General features: G+C 70.2%; 16 protein-coding genes and 2 pseudogenes. 11 read left to right on the forward strand and 7 right to left on the reverse strand.

Features of this window, described 5'->3' with window-relative positions; translation table 11 throughout:
• Positions 1–98 precede the first annotated feature (98 nt).
• Positions 99–1217, reverse strand: coding sequence for a phosphoserine transaminase (gene serC, locus ABZ027_RS35210; protein ID WP_356775613.1), 1119 nt, complete (start codon positions 1215–1217; stop codon positions 99–101).
• A 189-nt stretch (positions 1218–1406) separates the two neighbouring features.
• Here serC and ABZ027_RS35215 point away from each other — a divergent pair, with 189 nt between their 5' ends.
• A complete protein-coding gene (locus ABZ027_RS35215) occupies positions 1407–4316 on the forward strand; it encodes an FAD-binding and (Fe-S)-binding domain-containing protein (protein WP_356775615.1) in 2910 nt (969 codons plus the stop codon).
• Between the two features lie 75 nt (positions 4317–4391).
• Here the strand turns inward: ABZ027_RS35215 and ABZ027_RS35220 are convergent, their stop codons facing one another.
• Positions 4392–4775, reverse strand: a complete 384-nt coding sequence (locus tag ABZ027_RS35220; RefSeq protein WP_356775617.1) for a tautomerase family protein — start codon at positions 4773–4775, stop codon at positions 4392–4394.
• Between the two features lie 276 nt (positions 4776–5051).
• On the opposite strand from ABZ027_RS35220, the gene ABZ027_RS35225 reads away from it, so the two are divergent.
• From ABZ027_RS35225 to ABZ027_RS35245, 5 genes are all read left to right on the forward strand, one after another.
• Positions 5052–6005, forward strand: a complete 954-nt coding sequence (locus ABZ027_RS35225; protein ID WP_356775619.1) for an EamA family transporter — start codon at positions 5052–5054, stop codon at positions 6003–6005.
• 178 nt (positions 6006–6183) lie between these two features.
• Positions 6184–6714 carry an SAV_915 family protein gene (locus ABZ027_RS35230; RefSeq protein ID WP_356775621.1) on the forward strand — a complete coding sequence of 177 codons (531 nt, stop codon included), beginning with the start codon at positions 6184–6186 and terminating at the stop codon, positions 6712–6714.
• Entirely contained in the window at positions 6714–7016 is a 303-nt protein-coding gene (locus tag ABZ027_RS35235; protein ID WP_356775623.1) for a DUF6317 family protein, read from the forward strand. Before ABZ027_RS35230 ends, ABZ027_RS35235 begins: the two co-directional genes overlap by 1 nt.
• Positions 7016–8305 carry a hypothetical protein gene (locus ABZ027_RS35240; protein ID WP_356775625.1) on the forward strand — a complete coding sequence of 430 codons (1290 nt, stop codon included), beginning with the start codon at positions 7016–7018 and terminating at the stop codon, positions 8303–8305. The genes ABZ027_RS35235 and ABZ027_RS35240 overlap by 1 nt, the downstream gene beginning before the upstream one ends.
• Complete coding sequence (locus ABZ027_RS35245; protein WP_356775627.1) at positions 8283–8825, forward strand: hypothetical protein; 543 nt, start codon at positions 8283–8285, stop codon at positions 8823–8825. Before ABZ027_RS35240 ends, ABZ027_RS35245 begins: the two co-directional genes overlap by 23 nt.
• A gap of 88 nt (positions 8826–8913) precedes the next feature.
• On the opposite strand, the gene ABZ027_RS35250 is transcribed toward ABZ027_RS35245, so the two are convergent.
• From ABZ027_RS35250 to ABZ027_RS35260, 3 genes are read right to left on the reverse strand one after another with little or no spacing between them, the layout of a single operon-like run.
• Positions 8914–9573 (reverse strand): TetR/AcrR family transcriptional regulator, encoded by a 660-nt coding sequence (locus ABZ027_RS35250; protein ID WP_356775629.1) that lies wholly within the window; start codon positions 9571–9573, stop codon positions 8914–8916.
• A 36-nt stretch (positions 9574–9609) separates the two neighbouring features.
• On the reverse strand, positions 9610–12045 hold the full coding sequence (locus ABZ027_RS35255) for a glycoside hydrolase family 3 C-terminal domain-containing protein (RefSeq protein WP_356775630.1): 2436 nt from the start codon (positions 12043–12045) through the stop codon (positions 9610–9612).
• Positions 12046–12077: 32 nt separating this feature from the next.
• Entirely contained in the window at positions 12078–13313 is a 1236-nt protein-coding gene (locus tag ABZ027_RS35260) for an MFS transporter (RefSeq protein WP_356775631.1), read from the reverse strand.
• 195 nt (positions 13314–13508) lie between these two features.
• Here ABZ027_RS35260 and ABZ027_RS35265 point away from each other — a divergent pair.
• The 4 genes and pseudogenes from ABZ027_RS35265 to ABZ027_RS35280 form a co-directional block, all read left to right on the forward strand.
• Positions 13509–13680 (forward strand): annotated as a pseudogene (locus ABZ027_RS35265) (IS5/IS1182 family transposase); the annotation flags it as partial.
• A 154-nt stretch (positions 13681–13834) separates the two neighbouring features.
• Positions 13835–14110: a helix-turn-helix transcriptional regulator gene (locus ABZ027_RS35270; protein WP_356775633.1), complete on the forward strand. Its 276-nt coding sequence runs from the start codon at positions 13835–13837 to the stop codon at positions 14108–14110.
• Between the two features lie 358 nt (positions 14111–14468).
• Positions 14469–14831 carry a DUF6247 family protein gene (locus tag ABZ027_RS35275; protein WP_356775635.1) on the forward strand — a complete coding sequence of 121 codons (363 nt, stop codon included), beginning with the start codon at positions 14469–14471 and terminating at the stop codon, positions 14829–14831.
• Positions 14828–15088 carry a hypothetical protein gene (locus ABZ027_RS35280; RefSeq protein ID WP_356775637.1) on the forward strand — a complete coding sequence of 87 codons (261 nt, stop codon included), beginning with the start codon at positions 14828–14830 and terminating at the stop codon, positions 15086–15088. The genes ABZ027_RS35275 and ABZ027_RS35280 overlap by 4 nt, the downstream gene beginning before the upstream one ends.
• 63 nt (positions 15089–15151) lie before the next feature.
• Here the strand turns inward: ABZ027_RS35280 and ABZ027_RS35285 are convergent.
• Both ABZ027_RS35285 and ABZ027_RS35290 read right to left on the reverse strand, forming a co-directional pair.
• Positions 15152–15301 (reverse strand): annotated as a pseudogene (locus tag ABZ027_RS35285) (SAM-dependent methyltransferase); the annotation flags it as partial.
• On the reverse strand, positions 15286–15453 hold the full coding sequence (locus tag ABZ027_RS35290) for a hypothetical protein (RefSeq protein WP_356775639.1): 168 nt from the start codon (positions 15451–15453) through the stop codon (positions 15286–15288). The gene ABZ027_RS35290 and the pseudogene ABZ027_RS35285, both read right to left, overlap by 16 nt.
• A gap of 52 nt (positions 15454–15505) precedes the next feature.
• On the opposite strand from ABZ027_RS35290, the gene ABZ027_RS35295 reads away from it, so the two are divergent.
• Complete coding sequence (locus tag ABZ027_RS35295; RefSeq protein WP_356775641.1) at positions 15506–20227, forward strand: DUF6531 domain-containing protein; 4722 nt, start codon at positions 15506–15508, stop codon at positions 20225–20227.
• Positions 20228–20236: the final 9 nt, after the last annotated feature.

Below are 20236 nucleotides of genomic sequence, written 5' to 3' on the forward strand. Positions count from 1 at the left end.
GACACGCGGTGCCGCCGCGTCGTCGATCCCCCCCACCGTACGACGACGAGGGGCGCCCGTACCGGTACGGGCGCCCCTCGTCGTCGTACGAGCTGCTGTTACAGCTTCTCGATCACGTAGTCGACGCACTTCGTCAGCGCCTCGACGTCCGCCGGGTCGATCGCCGGGAACATCGCGACGCGCAGCTGGTTGCGGCCGAGCTTGCGGTACGGCTCGGTGTCGACCACGCCGTTGGCGCGCAGGACCTTGGCGACGGCGGCCGCGTCGATCTCGTCGGAGAAGTCGATCGTGCCGATGACCTGGGAGCGCTTGGCCGGGTCGGTGACGAACGGGGTCGCGTACTTGGACTCCTCCGCCCAGCCGTAGAGGCGGGTCGAGGAGTCCTTCGTGCGGGCCGTGGACCAGGCGAGGCCGCCCTGGCCGTTGATCCACTCCAGCTGGTCGTTCAGCAGGAACAGGGTCGCCAGGGCCGGGGTGTTGTACGTCTGGTTCTTGCGGGAGTTGTCGATCGCCGTCGGGAGTGAGAAGAACTCCGGGACGTGGCGGCCGGAGGCGTGGATCCGCTCGGCGCGCTCGATCGCGGCCGGGGAGAACACGCCGATCCACAGGCCGCCGTCGGAGGCGAAGGACTTCTGCGGGGCGAAGTAGTAGACGTCGGTCTCGGCGATGTCGACGGGCAGGCCGCCGGCGCCGGAGGTGGCGTCCACCAGGACCAGGGAGCCCGCGTCGGCGCCCGGCACCCGCTTGATGGGCGCGGCGACACCGGTGGACGTCTCGTTGTGCGTGTACGCGTACACGTCGACGCCCGCCTCGGCGCGCGGGTCGGGGTGGGTGCCCGGGTCGGCGGAGATGACGGTGGGCTCGGCGAGCCAGGGGGCGAGCTTGGAGGCCTTGGCGAACTTGGAGCTGAACTCGCCGAAGGTCAGGTGCTGCGACTTGTTCTCGATCAGGCCGTGCGTCGCGACGTCCCAGAAGGCGGTGGAGCCGCCGTTGCCGAGGACGACCTCATAGCCCTCGGGGAGCTGGAACAGCTCGCTGATGCCCTCGCGCACCTTGCCGACCAGGTTCTTGACCGGAGCCTGGCGGTGAGAGGTACCCAGGAGGGACGTACCGGTGGCGGCCAGCGCGTCCAGCGCCTCCACCCGGACCTTGGAGGGACCCGCGCCGAATCGTCCGTCGGCGGGCTTGATGTCAGCAGGAATCTGGATCTCAGCCACGTGCCGGAGCGTATCTCCTCAGGAAACCGGACGGAAACGTGTCCGTTCGATGAGACGAATCACGCGACCCGTGGACCGGTGAAAATCCAGTCCGACGGTCCTGCGGAACGGTCCGACGGTCAGGACCAGCGACCTCGCCGTCTGTGGACAAGCGGCCTCGTCGTCGTAGGTCGGATGCACCCTGGACGCATGAGGGATCTCGAGGCAGAGCTGCGGAGGGCGGTCCGGGGCGAGGTCGGGTTCGACGTCACGTCCCGGGCGCTGGTCACCATGGACGCGTCCAACTACCGGCGGGTGCCGCTCGGGGTGGTCGCCCCCCGGGACGCCGACGACGTGGCGGCCGTCCTCGCGGTGTGCCGGGAACAGGGCGTGCCGGTGGTGCCGCGCGGCGGCGGCACTTCGATCGCCGGGCAGGCGACGGGCACGGGTGTGGTGCTGGACTTCACCCGGCACATGAACCGCCTGCTGTCCCTCGACCCGGAGGCCGGCACCGCGGTCGTACAGCCCGGTCTGGTCCTCGACCGCCTCCAGGAGGCCGCCGCCCCGCACGGACTGCGCTTCGGCCCCGACCCGTCCACCCACAGCCGCTGCACGCTCGGCGGGATGATCGGCAACAACTCGTGCGGCTCGCACTCGGTCGCCTGGGGGACGACCGCGGACAGCGTGCGCGAACTGTCGGTGCTCACCGCGCGAGGCGAGCGGCTGCGGCTCGGGCAGGGCTGGCAGGGGGCGCCCGAGGGCCTGCGGGACCTGGTGGACGGCGAACTGTCCCGGCTGCGCACCGGCTTCCCCGAACTGCCCCGCCGCATCTCCGGGTACGCGCTGGACGCGCTGCTGCCCGAGAACCGCGCCGACGTCGCCCGCTCCTTCTGCGGCTCGGAGGGCACGCTCGGCGTCCTCACGGAGGCGGTCGTACGGCTGGTCCGGGCGCCCCGCGCGCGTGCGCTGGCCGTGCTCGGGTACGCCGACGAGAGCGCGGCGGCACAGGCGGCGTCCGGTCTGCTGCCGCACCGGCCGCTCACCGTGGAAGGCATGGCCGCCGACCTCGTGCCCATGGCGGCCGACCTGCCGCGCGGCGGGGCCTGGCTGTTCGTGGAGACCGGCGGCGACACGGAGGCTCAGGCACGCGCGGCTGCCGAGCGGATCGTGCGGGCGGCGGACGTCATCGACGCCCTGGTGGTCACGGACCCGGCCGGTCAGCGGGCGCTGTGGCGTATCCGGGAGGACGCGAGCGGCACGGCCACCAGGACACCGGACGGCGCCGAAGCCTGGCCCGGCTGGGAGGACTGCGCGGTCCCGCCCGCCCGACTGGGCGCCTACCTGCGGGACTTCCGGGAGCTGCTGCGGACGCACGGGCTGCGCGGCACCCCGTACGGGCACTTCGGGGACGGCTGCATCCACGTCCGCATCGACTTCGACCTGCTCACCGACGCGGGAGTGGCCCGCTTCCGGAGCTTCTCCCAGGACCTGGCCGAGCTGGTCGTCGCCCACGGCGGTTCACTGTCCGGCGAACACGGCGACGGGCAGGCACGGGCGGAGCTGCTGCCCCGGATGTACGGCGAGGAGACAGTTGCGCTGTTCGAGCGCGCGAAGGGCGTCTGGGACCCCGACGACCTGCTCAACCCCGGCATGCTGGTCCGCCCGGCCCCCCTCGACACCAACCTCCGCTTCTCCGTCCTCCCGCGCGAACCGGTGGACGTGGCGTTCGGCTACCCCTCCGACGGCGGTGACTTCTCGGCCGCGGTGCGCCGCTGCGTGGGGGTCGCGAAATGCCGTACGGAGTCCGTGTCGGGTTCCGCCGTCATGTGCCCGTCCTTCCGCGCGACCGGCGAGGAGGCGCACTCCACGCGCGGGCGGGCACGGCTGCTGCACGAGATGCTCGCGGGGGAACTGGTCACCGACGGCTGGCGCTCGCCGGAGGTCCGGGACGCGCTGGACCTGTGCCTGTCCTGCAAGGGCTGCCGCTCGGACTGCCCGGTCGAGGTCGACATGGCCACCTACAAGGCGGAGTTCCTGCACCACCACTACGCCGGGCGCCGCCGCCCAACCGCCCACTACAGCATGGGGTGGCTGCCGGTGTGGCTGCGCGCGGTGGCCCGCACCCGGACGGCTCCGGTGGTCAACGCCCTGGCCGCCGTACGGCCCCTCGCGTGGCTGGTGAAGCGGCTCGGCGGGATCGCGCCCGAGCGGGAGATCCCCCGGGTGGCGGGTCAGACGTTCAGCGGCTGGTGGCGCCGGCGGGCGTCCGCGCGGCCCTCCGGCGACGGTGATCTGGTCGTCCTCTGGCCGGACACCTTCACCGAGCACCTGTCGCCGTCGGTGGGCCGGGCGGCCGTACGCGTACTGGAGGCGGCGGGGTTGCGGGTGGCGCTGCCGCCGACCCTGCGGATGCGGGTGCGCCCGGTGGGGGACGGTACGTCCAGGGCGGCGATCTCCCTGCTGAGCGTGCGGCGAAGCCGGGTCTGCTGTGGTCTGACCTACGTCTCCACCGGCCAACTCGACCGCGCCCGTACGGTGTTGCGCCGCACGCTGGATCTGATGGCCCCGGTGCTGGAGACGGACACCCCGGTCGTCGTCCTGGAACCCAGCTGCGCCGCCGCGCTCCGCACGGACCTGCCGGAGCTGCTGCACGACGATCCGCGCGCGGCACGCCTGGCCGCGAGGGTCCTCACCTTCGCTGAGGCGCTGGAACGTCTGGCCCCCGACTGGACCCCACCCCGCGTCGACCGCCCGGTGGCCGGCCAGACCCACTGTCACCAACACGCCGTCCTGGGCGACACGGCCGACCGGAGGTTGCGTCAAGCCGCTCTGCTGTCCGGCGAACTGAGCGGCGGTTGCTGCGGTCTCGCGGGTAACTTCGGCTTCGAGAAAGGCCACTTCGAGGTGTCGAAGGCCTGCGCGGAGGACCAGCTCCTGCCCGCGGTGCGAGCAGCCGAGGACGGCACGGCGATCCTCGCCGACGGCTTCTCCTGCCGCACCCAGCTGGAGCAGCTGGCGGGGGTGCGGGGGCGGCATCTGGCGGAGGTGCTGGCGGATGGGTTGACGGAGGGGGCGGTGGACAGGCCGATGGAGGGGACCGGCCGTCCGTCCACTGAGTGAGGCGAGTCCATGAAACCGGGCGAGTGAGGGGTTCGGAGCGAACGACGCCAGGCTCATTTGCTCTCCATCGCCGTCCTAGCTGAGGTACTGGGCCTCCCCATTGCCGAGCGACCAGTCGGCATCGCCGTTCTCGGTCAGCACGACGAACACGTTGCGGGGTTCCGTCCCTGCGTATTCCTGGGCGAGCTCGGCAATACGTCGGTACAGCGCCTGCTTCTGCGCGGCCGACCGTCCACCCCGCAAAGTGATCGCCACGTACACGATGCCGTCGTCCCGCTGCACTCCGAGGTAGGTGCCGTGGCGCACAACGCCGCGCTCTCCGTCGTGTCCGGTCAGAATCTGGAAACGGTCGTCGTCCGGGATTCCCATCGTCTCACCCAGCGCCTCCTGGACGGCCCGCCCCAATGCCCTCAATCGCTGGGCGTCGCAGCCCAGAGCATCAATGCGAACGAGCGGCATAGAGCCTCCAAGGGAGATCGGCAACGTGAGACCGAGCGTACATACTAGTAGGTACACATGACGGGGCGAGTGTCGTGCCTAAAGCAACCGCATCGCCCTGGCAGGGGCCCTGACCACATGCTGGGACAGCTGCATAAACGGTTCACACACCTGACGTAGTCCACTACCCTGGACTGCGTCGTACAGTGAGATGAACAAACTCCAGCTCGGTCCCTGGCCCGGTCGCCCAGCCCGGCCACCTGGCTCGGTCCCCGGCTCAGTCCCCTGGAAGGCCCCGTGAGCACCCCCAGCGCCGCCACCCCCGCCACTCCGTCCCCGGCCTCCGCCGCCCCCGCGGCCGCCCCGGCCGGCGGTACGGGCCGCCGCGGCTCCCTCGGTCCGGTGGGCCTGGTGCTCGCCGGAGGGGTCTCGGTGCAGTTCGGTGCCGCCCTCGCGGTGACCCTGATGCCGCGGGCCGGCGCGGCAGGCGTGGTCACCCTGCGGCTGCTCGCGGCGGCTCTGGTGCTCCTGGTGGTCTGCCGCCCCCGGTTGCGCGGACACTCCCGTACGGACTGGGGCACGGTCGTCGTCTTCGGGCTCACCATGGCCGCGATGAACGGCCTGTTCTACCAGGCGGTCGACCGCATCCCGCTCGGCCCGGCCGTCACCCTGGAGGTGCTCGGCCCCCTCACGCTCTCCGTCCTCGCCTCCCGGCGGGCGATCAACGCGCTGTGGGCCGCGCTCGCCCTGGCCGGTGTCTTCCTCCTCGGCGGCGGAGGCTTCGGCAGCCTCGACCCGGTGGGCATCGCCTTCGCCCTGGGCGCGGGCTCCATGTGGGCGGCGTACATCGTCTTCAGCGCACGTACGGGCCGCCGCTTCCCGCAGGCCGACGGACTGGCCCTCGCCATGGGGGTCGCGGCGCTGGCGTTCCTCCCGTTCGGTGTCGCCGGGGCGGGCATGAAGCTCCTCGACCCGACGACGCTCGCGCTGGGCTCGGCGGTCGCCGTCCTCTCGTCCGTCCTGCCGTACACCCTCGAACTCCTTGCCCTGCGCCGCCTGCCCGCCTCCACCTTCGCGATCCTCATGAGCCTGGAACCGGCCCTCGCCGCGACCGCCGGCTTCCTGATCCTCGGCCAGACCCTGGCGCTCACCGAGGCCGCCGCGATCGCCCTGGTCATCGTGGCGAGCATGGGCGCGGTGCGGACGCAGGTCGGGAGCCGCCGGGAGCGGAAGGCGGTCCCGGAAGCCTGAGAACGGCGGCGGTGGTCATCGGGCGGTCAAGCGCGCATCAGCCCGTGGCCAAACGGTCGTATGGGTTGCGCATGCTCCACCCTCTTCGCCCTGACATGGCGATGTTTGCCCGTTTGCCCGCTGGCTACGGTGGTCCTGCCACCCGGCCACTGGGAACCACGGGGAAGAGGAGACGGTGGTGGACACACCGATCCGTTCGCGCCTTCTCGACTACGACGAGTCCGTGCCGGGCCAGCCGTCCGCAGGCCTTGCCCGGGCGGCGACACCGGGGCCGGAGCCCCGCAGATCACGCCTCCTCGACTACGTCGACCACGCCGAATACGCCGATCACGGCGACCCCACTCCGACGGAGCAGCCCCCCGGCCCGAAGCCAGGTGTCCCCGCCTACCACACGCCCGTGTTCGTGCCCGCCCATCCCCGCTACGCCGACACCACGGGACCCTCCGGCACCCCCGCCCGCGTGCCCTTCATCGCGTACGAACTCTTCGAGCACCCCCCGGACAGGACCGTGGCCTTCGCCTTCACCACCCTGGCCGGGCTGGTGGCGGCGCTCGGTGAGGCACAGCCGTGGGTCGCCACCTCCCTCGGCCCGCTGGCCGAGGGGCTGGGCGCGCACGGTGCCGGCGTGCTGCTCGACCCGCGGATCGCCCCGGGCCCCCACAACTGGCAACCGGCCGACCTGGCCGCCTACGCACGGGAGACGCGCTGATGGCGGTCGACTTCAAGGCGGTCCTGAGCGACCTCACGTCGATGTCGAGGACCTTCCACGACGAAGCCGTCAACTACCGCGAGCTGCACGCCGACGTGGCCCCGCCCATCGCCGACGGCGGAGACGCCGGGCTGGACAGCGCGATCAAGGAGGTCGCGGACCTCCTCGTCGCCCTGCACACCGGCTTCGCCGACCGGCTGGACGAACACGGCGACAAGGTGGCCCACGCCCGCGACTCCTTCCAGCGGCACGACATCGACGTACACGGGCTGTTCGAGGACCTGATGGTGGGTGACGGCTGATGGCGGACAGCTGGGTCGGCGGTGACATCGGCGGGCTGCGCACGATGGCCGAGACGTACCGGAACGCCAAGGAAAAACTGGACGGGGTGGTGCGGCCGCTCGGCCGGGCCGTCGACGCACTGGTGGACGACGCGACCTGGAAGGGCGAGGCCGCCGAGTCCTTCCGCGCCACCTGGAGCGAGGACGCGCTGGCGGCGGGCGCGTTCGCGAGCCTCGTGCACAGCGCGGGCGACATCCTCTCCGACCTCGTCGACGCCCTGTCCACCTGCGAGACGGCCCTGCAGAACGCGGAACACACGGCCACCCGCGCCGGGGTCGGCATGGCGGACAAGGGCGTGCCCCTGACGATCGTCACCGCGAACCCCCCGAGCGCGGACGACCAGAAGACCATCTCCGCGCTGCACGAGTACGACACGGTGCGTCGGCAGATCCTGCACACCGCCCAGCACGCGCGACTGGTGGCGGCGGAGAAGCTGCGGGGGCTGTACGCGCAGGTGACGGCACCGGTGTCGACGGGCGACAAGGTCACCGTCGCGGACTACCTGCGGGGCCTGTACGCCTATGACGCCGAGGACGCGCGGGCGGGCGGCAACGACGCCCGGGCGAAGCTCGACGACGCCAAGGCGCAGGAGCAGGCCGCCAAGAAGGAGCTCCGCGCGGAACGCAAGGCGTACCAGAAAGCGGGCCGCAGACTGCCCAAGGACCTTCCGGCCAAGGGCGCCTACGCCGACGCGGCCACCAAGGTCGACTCCCTGGAGGAGGCCCTGGCCCGCGCCGACCACGGCAGCACCGCGCTGCCGTACGACCGGGCCCTGAACGTCAAGCTGGCCGACGCGGCGGACGCGCTGCGCGCGGGCAAGAGCCTGGAGAAACTCCCCGACTTCCTCAAGGAGGTCCCGGTCCTGGACGTCGCCGCCGCCGGTGCCTGCGGGCTGCTGGAAGCCTCCGACGACCACGACAAGGGCTGGTCCTGGCAGAAGTCCGTCACCGTGGACGGAGGCGCCAACGTCGCCGGGCTGGTGGCCGGTACCGCCATCACGGCCGGACTGGTGGCCGCCGCGCCCTTCGACGTACCCGTGGCCGTGGTGGCCGGGGTCGGGGGCGCGGTGGTGATCGGGGCGACCGGCATCATCGACCACTCGTTCCACGAGCACTGGAGCGAGGACATCCACGACCACGGCGTGGTCGGCGGCGTGCTGACCGGCTCGGGCCACGTCCTCTCGGAGACCGGGGACGACTTCGTACGACTGAAGGATGACGTCTGGCATGGCATCAAGAGCATCTTCTGACGTTCCCGCCCCCGCCCCCCACACCCCGCCCCGGATCCCAGCCCTGCCGGGCCTCGGCACCACCTGGTACCGACGTGGCCCCCGCTATTGGCTGCGCCGCGGCTTCGGTGCGGTCCTCTGGTTCGCCGTACTGGCCTTCTTCTGCTACGTCGCCCTCGTCCTCTACGGCAGCTTCCGGGGCGACCTGCCGCCGACCGTGCGCACCGTGTGGGACTGGGCGCAGGCGGTGGCCTCCTGCGGGGCGGTGGTGTGGGGATGGCAGGTGCAGCGCCGGGACCACCGCGAGAAACTCCAGGATCCGCCGACGCCCGACCAGGCCCGCCGCGACAAACGCGACGAGACCCGCCGCTCGGTGGGCCTGACCCTCGCCGCCAGGTTCCTCTTCGTGCTCGCGGCCCCCGTCGTACCGGCCTGCGCCGCCTGGTGCGTCGGCTGGGCCGTCGCCGCGTTCACGGTGCGGGAGTACCCGAGCGAGGTGGGGGCCCGGCGGTGGTTGGGAGAGCATCCGGCGGGGGCGTGACGGCAGGACCCGCGCCCGCGCTCTCGCGCCCCGACGCCAGGAGCCGCGCCCGTAGTGCACGCGCGCCGTCCGGATTCTCGTAGGGCCCCTATGCGGTGTCGCTTGTCGTGGGGGTGGTGTCCCATTGCGTGTGCAGGCCGGAGACGAAGGTGGTGAACTCGCCGACCATGTCGAAGTCGCCGGGGTCGAGCAGCCATTGCTGCTGGAGTCCGTCGAGGACGGCGACGGTCAGGTGGACGAGGGAGGTGACGGGTGCGTCGGGGTGAATCTCGCCTCGGTGCTGGCCGTCCCGGATGGCGTCGGTCAGCCAACTCCGGGTGCTGGTGTAGTGGTCGCGTAGCCAGGCATGGGCGGGATGGCCGGGCTCGGTGGCCTCGGCGGAGAGCCGCACGAACAGCCCGACGAGTTCGGGCCGGTTGGAGTTGCGCGCCACCAGGCCGGTGAGGGCGTCGAAGGCCGCCCAGCCGAGCGGCGCGCGGTCGTCAGGACCCGACAGGAACTGGCTGTCCTCGGTTTCACGGTGTTCCAGCACCGCCGCGAGGAGGGCGGCTTTGTTGGGGAAGTGGTGCAGCAGCCCTGACTGGGACAGCTCGGACTTCTCGGCGACCAGGGCCAGGCTGGTTCCGCGGTAGCCCGCGGTGGAGAAGAGCTCGACGGCGGCCCGGACCGCCTTGGCACGGGACTCGGCACCTGCCGCCTCCACCCTGGACCTCGCACGAGGGGTGCGGTAGCGGGGTGGGAAGGACATGTGCGGTGCTCCTCATGCCAGGCGACCCGGATGTGGTCAGCGGGATTCGTGCAGGGCCAGGGTAATCCGGATGTCGCCGAGACCTCGCGCGATCAGTACGTCGCTGCCCTCCAGGGGCCGCCAGGCCTGCGCGCCAGTGTCCCAACTCCGCTGGGTGCGGGCGTCGCAGGGGACCTCGATGGTGGCCGTCTCACCCGGGAGGACCCTCGCCCCCGCCCAGCCGATGAGCCGGACCGGCTCGGCCGGGTCGGCGGGTCGCAGGTACACCTGCACCACCTCCCGGGAGGGATGGGCACCGATGTTGGTGACCTGCGCCCGCACACTCCGCACGGTGCCGCCCTCGACGTCCAGGTCGGCGTGTTCGTAACGCCAGGCGCCGTAGCCGAGCCCGTGGCCGAACCAGAACAGCGGCCGGGGACCCTGATCCGCGGCCCACCCGCGGTAGCCGAAAGCGGGGCCTTCGGCGTAGGCGAGTGCGCCGTGGGTGGGGGTGGTGTCCCAGACTGGTCCGTCGCCGTCCCGGGCCGGGAAGGTGGTGACCAGCCGGCCGGCCGGCTCGATCTCGCCGAGCAGCGCGGCAGCGACCGCGTCACCGGCTTCCTGACCCGGCAGTCCGGCCCACAGCACCGCGTCGACCCGGTCGAGCCAGGGCATGAGTACCGGGGTCGCCGCGTTGACCACGACCACGGTGCGCTTCGCCGCCGCGGCGACCGAAACGACCATGGCGTCCTGCTCGCCGGGTAGCGCGAGTGTCGTCTTGTCGAGTCCTTCGGTTTCCTGTTCGTCGGTCAGACCGACGACCACGACGGCCACATCGGCGCCCGCCGCGGCGCGCGCCGCCGCGCCGATCGCCGCGGCCGGCGAGGGCGAGGCCGGGCGGGCGATCAGGCCGCATCGGCTGTGTTCCGTCAGCCGGGGGCGGGTGGCCGTGAGGAGTGCACCGGGTTCGAGGTCGAGGTTCGTGGTCCAGGACGGTGGATTGAGGACGCCTGCCGAGAACGCGGCGGCACCGTCCTGGGAGACGGTGTACCGCTCGGCGCCGACTCCTACGGTCCATTCGCCCAGACCGGTCACGCCGACCTGCATGCGGGCCGGCGCGTACATGCCGATGCGGGCCGTCAGTTCGATGGTGTCCGCGCTGTCGAGCCAACTGCCGCGACCGGTGACGAGTTCGGTCACTTCGACGTGCCGGGAGTCCACCACCTCACCGAAGGCGTCGCGGGCGGTGACCCGCATGCCGGGCCGTCCGGTCTGCGGGTCGCGCAGCAGATCGGGCACCGGCACCGGGCGGTGCCGGACCTCCACTCCGTCGATCACGGACACCCGTCCCGGGCCGAGCGCGGCGGTCAGTCCGTCGGCGACGGGCACCACGTGGGGCGGGCGCAGCTTTGCCGAGCCGCCGCCCTGGGCGATGGTCTCGATGGCATGGCGCCCGATCACGACCACGCTGGAGACGTCGGGTGAGAGAGGCAGCGCGGCGTCGCGGTTGGTCAGCACCGCCATGCCGCCCGCGGCGAGCCGCCGCAGCTGTTCACGGCGGACGGGGCTGTCGGGTGCCGGCAACACGCGGGACGAGTCGGCGCAGGGGGCCGGGAGTCGGCCCACCCTGGCCGCGAGTCGCAGAAGTCGCCGGAGGTGCTCGTCGACGGAGCTCTCCTGGACCTCGCCGGCGCGTACGGCGGCCACCAGGTGGTGTTCCCAGGGGCCACCGGGGCCGGGCATCACCAGATCCAGGCCCCCGTTGGCGCTGGCCGCGGTCGACCGGGTGGCGTACCAGTCGGACATCACCACGCCGTCGAAGCCCCACTCGCTCTTGAGGACGCCGTCGACGAGTTCGGCGTGCTCGGTGGAGGCGGTCCCGTTGACCCCGTTGTAGGCGGCCATGATCGACCATGCGCGGGCGTCGGTCACCACCATCTCGAACGGCAGCAGATAGACCTCACGCAGCGTCCGCTCGTCGATGACCGAGTCGACCGTGGTCCGGTCGGTTTCGGACTCGTTGGCCAGGAAGTGCTTCGGCGTGGCGGCGACACCGTGCCGCTGGAGCCCGCGGACGACACCACTGGCCAGCGCCCCGGTCAGCAGTGGGTCTTCGCTGAAGGTCTCGAAGAGCCGCCCGCCCAGCGGAGTGCGATGCAGATTGATCGTCGGGCCGAGCACAATGTGCGTGTCATGGGCGGCCGCCTCTTCCGCCAACAGTTCCCCTACCTGCTCGGCCACGTCCGCGTCCCAGTGCTGGGCCAGTACGGTGGCGTTGGGCAGCAGGCAGGACCTGCGGCCGCCGGTGAACTCCGGGCCCCGCACGCCGGTGGGGCCGTCCGACAGCCGCACCTCGCCCAGGTCGATCGCGGGCTCGGAGTGCAGCGCGAACATCGCCGCTCCGGTCAGCAGGCGCACCTTCTGCTCGAGGCCGAGCACTTCGATCGCCTTCTCGATCCGGCCCGCCGGGTGGTCGAGTTCGTCAACGGTCATGATGTCCTTCTCGGTTCGACCGGGTCGGGGGCTCAACGGACCTTCTTCACCGGGACGATGGCCAGCGCACCCGCCACACACACCACGGCCGCGGTCCCCAGCAACAGCCCGTAGCTGTGACTGCCGCCCACTCCGACCAGCACCGCGCCCAGGGCCGGTGCGATCGACTGCGGGGCGGCGTTGGCGATGTTGAACACCCCGAGGTCCTTCGCCGCGTTGTCGGGGTCGGGCAGTACATCGATCACCAGCGCCAGGTCCACGCCCATGTAGATGCCGTACCCAAGTCCGAGAACGATTTCGGCCACATAGAACATCCCGACGGTGTCGGCCTGGCTCAGCAGGATCAGGCCGAGCCCGAAGATCAGCGCCGCCGTGAACACGAACACCTTGCGGCGCTGCACCCGGTCGGAGAGCAGCCCGGTGCTCTGCGCGGCGACGACCAGAGTGATCGTGTAGACCAGAACGCCGGTGGCCATCACCGCCGTCGCCCGGCCCACCGACAACGAGAACTGGTGCTGCAGGTAGAGCAGCCGGAACGTGGTGAACAGGTACGACGCCGTGACCAGGAGGAACCGCGACGCCCAGACCAGGGCGAAGTCCGGGTACCGGCGGGGATTCACCCAGAACGTCTGCAGCAGCGTTCTGAGCCCGCCCCCGCTCGGCGGGCGCTGCAGCAGCGGACGGTCCGGCAGGACCACCGCGAACAGCAGCATCAGTCCCACCGCCACCAGACCGGGGACCAGGAACAGCACCAGCAGGTCTCCGCTGAAGTACTTGCCGGCGTAGGCGGCACCCAGAATCGCGCAGTTCTGCACCACTCCCAGCAGCCCGGCGACCTTCCCGCGCTGGAAAGTGGGCACCTGATCCGCCACCGTCGCCACGTGGGCGGCCAGCGCCGCATTCGCCGACGCCTGTCCGACGAACCACGCCACCGCGAGCACCGCCAGACTCTGCGTCGTCGCGATGACCAGGAGGCACACCGCCAGGCCGAGGGCGCCCGCCACCAGCCACGGCCGACGCCGCCCGAACCGGCCGGTCGTGCGGTCGCTGATCCGTCCGAAGACCGGATTGGCGACGAACGCGGCCACCGCGCCCACGGTGGACACCAGCCCCAGCGCCGCCACCTCATGCCCCGGCGCCACGTCCTGCACCTTGATCGCCAAGCCGACGAACACCGGAGCCGCCAGGGCGAGGAACAGTCCTAGCTGAGCCAAGGCCATGGTCGCCAGCAGCCATGTGCCGGCCGGGCGTACCGGAGGGCTCGTCATCTTCGAAACGTCCGCCCCGACCCCTGATCTCACCACAGCCATCACAGCCTCCTCGTTGCGATCCGGTCACCGTCAGGCGCCCTGGTCGACATGGTGGCCGAGAACCGACCATACGTACAGACCGAGTGCACGGTCTGTATGCGGAATCGTTATATAGAGGCTTCGGTCTTGCGGCGGACTGACCACGAAGATCCCCTGGTGGCCGACGGCCGCTTCCGACTCCTTGCGGTCGCCTTGACCGCGGAGACAGGCCGGTGACGCACCCGTTCTTCGAGCAGGTCATGGCCCGCCTGCGGGTGCCCGGCAGCGTGGCCGGCCTCGGACCACTCCAGACGTCGTCCTGGCCGACAAGGCCTACTCCTCGCGTGCCATCCGGCGTTCTACGGGGGCATCTGCGCAGGCGCGGATTCGAAAACGACGCAGCGGACGTGCAGGTCCACTACAGCGACCTGGACCTGTTCCGCACCCCGGCGCGTGAGCTCGCTACACGGGGAGGACGCACCGGGCCCGGCAGCTTGCGGGTGAGGCGGTCGCGTACGACCAGCAGTACGTCGACGCGTGGCTGTCCGGCGATCTCGGGCAGGCGGTCCACGACCGGGATGGAGCTGGGGCTGTCCCAGGCCGAACTGGCCGAACAGGCCGGGATGACGCAGCCTCAGGTGTCCCGGACGGAGGGCGGAGACACCGTGCCCACTCTTCCGCTGCTGCGATGCCTGGCGGAGGCCCTGGACGGCACCCTGAACCTGGCCATCGACGACGTTGACTCCCGAGTCACCTTCGCCCCGCACGCCGCCTGAACATCGAGCTCCGCTCGGTCCGTCGAGGACGTCGTCGACGTTCTGGCCGCGCAGGTCAACGCACACCGCCGGCTGCGTGAGCACCCGGCCGAAGCACGACGCCAAGACCCGCGCCCGCAGTGCTCTCGCGCCGTCCGGATTCTCGGGGGCCACTCGCGCTCGGACGGCACGGCGGGGCCCACCGTCACGGGGCATCGGTGGGACACGGGGAGGCGGTGGGCCGGGTGACGCTTCCTGACCATTGCCGCGACGTGTCGAGGCCCGGTGGGACTAAAGTCGGGCACGTGTCCCGAACCATCCGGCACCCGGCGCGCGGCCGGTCTGTCCGCAGAGGGCATGAAGGGAAGGGAAGGGCAGCATGGGTCTGCAGCACAACGAATCAATCGGTGACCAGCCACTGATTCCCCGCCCTGAGTGCACCCCCGCTGCCCTGCGCGCTGCCTGTGCCGTCGTAGCCCCGCAGTTCCTGGCCGCCTACGACCAGGCCAAGGACCAGGCCCTGGCCGAGGCCGTCGAACACGGCTCCCTCAAGCCCGTCCATGCCTACCTCGCGCACTGGGCCGCTCTGATCGAGATAGAGCGTCACCCGGAAACGGCCAGGGCGTACCACCGCGCCGAGTACCTCGCGCAGATCTCGTCCACGCCGAAGGAGGCGCGTGAACATCTGGCCACCGCCGCCGGCATCTACCGTGACGCCGCCAAGGCGGTGCACACCGAGTGACCTGGGGCTGGGAGTACGTCCCGGACGAGGAGACAGTGGCGGCCGGAGCTCCGCGCGCGTTTCTCGATGAGGTGGGGAAGAAGGCCGACGAACTGGTCCGAGCCGCTGAAGCCCTCTACCTCCACGGCCCGGGGTACCAGGGGATGGATGAAGGGGCGAAACACGCTTTCGTTCTCGGCGGTTTCTTCGTCTACATGATCACGCCGCGCTCTGAACTCGTCTCCATCTGGCAGGTGACGCCCGACCCCCTACCGTGAGGCTCAAAGCCTCTCCCAGACCGAGACGTGCTGTTCACTCTCGGTCGTGAACGGTTCCTCGGTTCAGCCATCCCAGCGCTCGCGCAGCCGGAGCCCGGCCAGCTAGGCCACGAGGCCGAGCTCCGCGGGCCACACATAGCGGAACGGGATGGACCGGTAGGAGCCACGGCCGAGCACGACCTCGACGTAGTTCGAGCTCATCGTCTGGCCCGCCCTCCGTCGGCCAATCCCACGAGGACGTCGACCGCCGGGCTCATCGCACCGGACGCGAACATCGCTGCCGACGACTCGTCGTATCCGGCGGCGACTGTCTCTCCGAAATAGCCGTCGGGAGCGTCGTAGACCTCCGCGTCAGCCAGACCCATTGCGGTTCGTCGGCAGTCACGCGTGCGCCTTTGCCAGTCGTACGAGGCGGACTTGACCGCCCGTCAAGGGAGATCGTTAGAGTTCACCCTCACGTGTTGTTTGCGTGCATCTGTTCGGCGCGGGGAAGGCGGTTCACGGGGGATGGGTTACACGATTCCGGGCTGGCTGGACGATGTCCTGGACTTCATCGGGATCAACTTCCCGAACGTCGACGAGGACGACTACCGCGAAATGGCCGACGCCATGCGGGAGTTCGCGGAGCAGTTCGAGGGTCACGGTGGCGACGCGCACAAGGCGGTGACTCGGATCCTGTCCTCCTCCGAGGGCTGGGCCGTGGACGCGTTCGAGAAGCACTGGAATCAGGTGAAGGTCGGTCACCTGGAGAAACTCCCGGAGCTTGCACGGCTGTTCGCGGACGCCTGTGATGTTCTGGCGGACATCGTCTTCGGGATGAAGACCAAGGCCGAGATCGAACTGGGGGCGATGGCGGCCTCGGTGGGTATCTCGGCGGGGCTCGCTGTCGTGACCGGGGGTCTGTCGGCGCTGATCGGTGCGGCCGAGGTCACGGCGATGCGGCAGGTGGTCAAGCGGATCATCGACGAGGCGGTGGACCGGATCGTCGACGAGGTCGTCGCCAAGCTCACCGAGCCGGTCAACGCCAAGATGGAGGCGATGGTCGAGGACATGGTGCTCGACCTCGCTGAGGGCGCGTTCTCCATGCCGGCCGACGGTGGCGGCGGTCAGGGCGGGCACGGCAAGGGCGGGATGCAGCTCGCCTCGGCCGGCGGCGGAGACGGTGGTGGGGGCGTCGGCCCGGCGAAGGTCACCAGGATCGACCACGTCGAGTTCGAGGACGGGGCGGGGAAGGTCTCGCGGCACGGCAACGACCTGCACGCGGCGGCGAGTTCGCCGCTGGGGCGGGCCAGGGGCGCCTTCGGTCGGAGCAAGGGCCGCGACCCGTTCACGCAGGCCTTCGACAGTGTGCTGCACGGTGCGCTCAAGGGCACGGACAAGGCGCTCGGCAAGATCGTCAAGCATGTCACGGAGACCGTCCCGGACCGCGCCAAGGCCACCTCGCGGCTGCACAAGCACAACGACATCGGCGTCCGTGACAAGGCCGACAGTATCCACGTCAACAAGGGTGACGGGGATGGGGGTTCGGACGGTCATGGCAGTGGATTGCCCGTGTCCGGCCGCAAGGCTGATGCCGAAATGAAGATCGACTCGTCGAAACTGGCCTTGCAGAGCCGCGAGCTGAATTCCAAGGAGTGGTGCGGCGACCCGATCGACATGGCTACCGGTCAGATGGCCTTGGCCGAAACCGATGTGCACCTGCCCGGTGTACTGCCGCTGGTGTTGCGCCGCACTCACCTTTCCGACTACGTCGCGGGGCGCTCCTTCGGTCCGTCGTGGGCAGCCACTCTGGACGAACGCCTGGAGAGGGACGAGGGCCTGGGCGGTATTTGGTGGTACCGCGAGGACGGATCCGCCCTGGCCTACCCGCGCCTGCCGGATCTGCCTGGCGACCGGGTCGGTCCGGCCGAGGGCGTGCGCCTGCCTCTGACCTACGTCACGCGAGGCAGCAGTTACGTTCTGGCCGTTCAAGATCCCCGTACCGGGCTGATACGTCAGTTCGAACCGGCAGCATCCCGGGATGACGTGTGGTGGCTGGTCAGCATTGAGGACCGCAACGGGAACGCCGTCACGGTGGAACGCGATGAGCATGACGTGCCGCTGTACGTCACGCACAGTGGCGGCTACCGGATCCGGATCGACACCGACTCCGAACAGGCTCGGATCACCGCCCTTTTCGCACTCACCGACGACGATCCTCTCCGGCTGCGGTCCTTCGGCTACGACGGCGCCGGCAACTTGATCGAGGTACGCAACGCGGTCAACGCCGCCTTGCGCTTCAGCTACGACGACGACCACCGCATCACCAGCTGGCGGGACTCCAACGACACAGAGTTCGCCTACACCTACGACGTCATCGGTCGTGTGGTCGAGACCCACGGCACCGACGGCATCCTCAACTCTCGGATCAACTACGGCCAGATGCAGGAGGACGGCACCAACCGCGTCACATACACCGACTCGCTCGGTCACGCCACGATCTACCAGTCCAACCGGCGCGGCCAGATCATCGCGATCACCGACCCCCTCGGACACACCACCACCCAGCAGTGGGATCGGCACGGCCACCTACTCGCCCGTACTGACGCGCTGGGCCGCACCACTCGATGGGAATGGGACCAGGTCGGCAACGTAACCTCGCGCATCGCGCCCGACGGCACGGTCACGCGCATCGTCTACAACGACCGCTACCTGCCGGTCCTGCTGACCGCGCCGGACGGTGCCGAGACCCGACAGGAGTATGACGAGCGGGGCAACCGCACCGCCGTTACGACTCCTGACGGCGCCACCCACCGCGCCACCCACCAGCCCACCGGTGCTCCGAGAAGCGTCATCGATCCAGTTGGCTCAGCCTTGCGACTGGAGACCGACGCGGCCGGACTCACCGTGGCCATGGACGACGCCCGAGGTGCACGCACAGTCTGCCGCCGGGACGCCCTCGGACGACCTGTCGAGGTAACCGACCCACTCGGTCAGAGCACGCGGTTCGACTGGGACGCCGAAGGAAGGCTGGCGGCCCGTATCGCCCCTGACGGGGGCCGTGAGACATGGGCGTGGGACGGTGAGGGCAACTGCGTCAGCCACACCGATCCACTTGGAGCCGTCACCACCAGCACGTACGGCCCCTTCGATCTGATTGCCACCCGCACCAGCCCGGACGGGCTCACGCAAACCTTCGTCCACGACACAGAGCGGCGCCTCGCGCACATCACCAACCCGGCAGGACTGACGTGGTCCTACGCATTCGACCCTGTCGGTCGCGTACTCACCGAGACCGACTTCGACAACCGAGCCACCACCCACGTCTACGATGCGGCGGGGCAGCTCACCACCCGCACCAACGCCGCCGGGCAGAGCATTGTCTACGAGTACGACCAGCAGGGCCGCATCGTGGCAAAAACCACGGGAAGCGCCCGGACCGCGTTCTCCTATGACGCCGCATCTCGTCTGCTGGCAGCCGTAAGCCCCCAGTGCATCCTGGAGTTCTCCTACGATCCAGCCGGGCGGCTGCTGACCGAAACAGTGGACGGGGCCACGCTCGCCCTCAGCTACGATCCTGCAGGCCGGCGCGTCTCTCGCACCACGCCTACTGGCGCGCACTCTTCTCTCAAGTGGGACGAGGCCGGCAACCGCACCGCCCTCACGGTCGCGGGCAGGCACACCCTGAGTTTCGATCACGACCTTCTCGGTCGCGAGACCGCACGCAGCGTGGACGAACACCTGCACCTCACCTCGGCCTGGGACGAGGTGGGCCGCCTCACGCGGCAGAACCTCACCACCCAAGGCGACCGTCGGGTCCGCGCCCGCAGTTACACCTACCGGGCCGACGGCTACCTCACCGCCGTCCACGATGAGGCCACTGGGCGCGGCACCACCTACGCCCTCGACGCCGTGGGCCGCCCTCTCCAAGCCGCGAAACCCGCAGGCCCGGAGACCTACGCCTACGACGCCTCAGGCAACCAGCTCACTGCCGCCTGGCCGGATCGGGCCGCCGACCCGGCCGCCCGCGGTGGGCGCGACTACACCGGCACCTGCGTCACGCGCGCCGGAGACACCCACTACCGTTACGACGACGCCGGACGTCTCGTTGAACGGATCAAGAAGCGCCTTTCCCGCAAGCCCGATGTCTGGCAGTACACCTGGGACGCCGAGAACCGCCTCACCTCCTGCACCACCCCCGACGGCGCCGCCTGGCACTACCACTACGACCCACTGGGCCGCCGCACCGCGAAGTACCGCTTGGACTCAGCCGGTTCTGTCGTCGACGAGACCCGCTTCACCTGGGACGGCACCCGGCTGACTGAGCAGATATCCGTCGCCACCGGCATCACCCTCACCTGGGACCACGAGGGGTTTCGGCCCCTGCTCCAGTACGAGCGCAAGCCGCTGTCAGACGACGAGGTCGACTCCCGCTTCTTCGCGATCGTCACTGACCTCGTCGGCACCCCGAGCGAACTGGTCGACGAGAGCGGCACCATCGCCTGGCGCAGCCGCACCACCACCTGGGGCACCACAGCCATCAGCCCGGACGCCGCCGCCCACACTCCCCTGCGCTACCCCGGCCAGTACGCCGACCCGGAAACCGGACTCCACTACAACTACCTGCGCCATTACGACCCCGAGACCGCGCGGTACGTCAGCCCGGATCCGCTGGGCCTGATCCCGGCCCCCAACCCCGTTGCCTACGTCGACAACCCCACCGTCATCTCGGACCCGCTGGGGCTGGCGCCCGACGGCTGCACCGACAAGGGCGGCTGGTACGGAGGAATGACCCCGGCCCGCGAAGGCAACGAGATCAACCATATGCCGGCGAAGTCGGCGTACAAGCACCTCACTGACCCACAGCTCACCCCGCACATGGGGCCCGCCATCCGCATGGAAAAACCCGACCATCGGAACGTGACCAGTACCGGGTATGGTCAGGAAGCCAGGGAATGGCAGCAACGCCAGCGCGAACTAATCAATGCCGGTCGCTTCGACGAAGCGATGAAGATGGACATTGATGACATCCGACGCCTCTACGGAGCTAAATACGACCAGCACATCGCAGAGATGGTGGCCAGTCTTCCCAAGAATAAGGCGCTCCAAGAGCTCCTCACCAAGAACGGCTGGGAAATCAACTACGATCTCTTGAAGTAGGAGGATTTT

Source organism: Streptomyces sp. NPDC006332 (assembly GCF_040612855.1).
Taxonomy (GTDB): Bacteria; Actinomycetota; Actinomycetes; order Streptomycetales; family Streptomycetaceae; genus Streptomyces.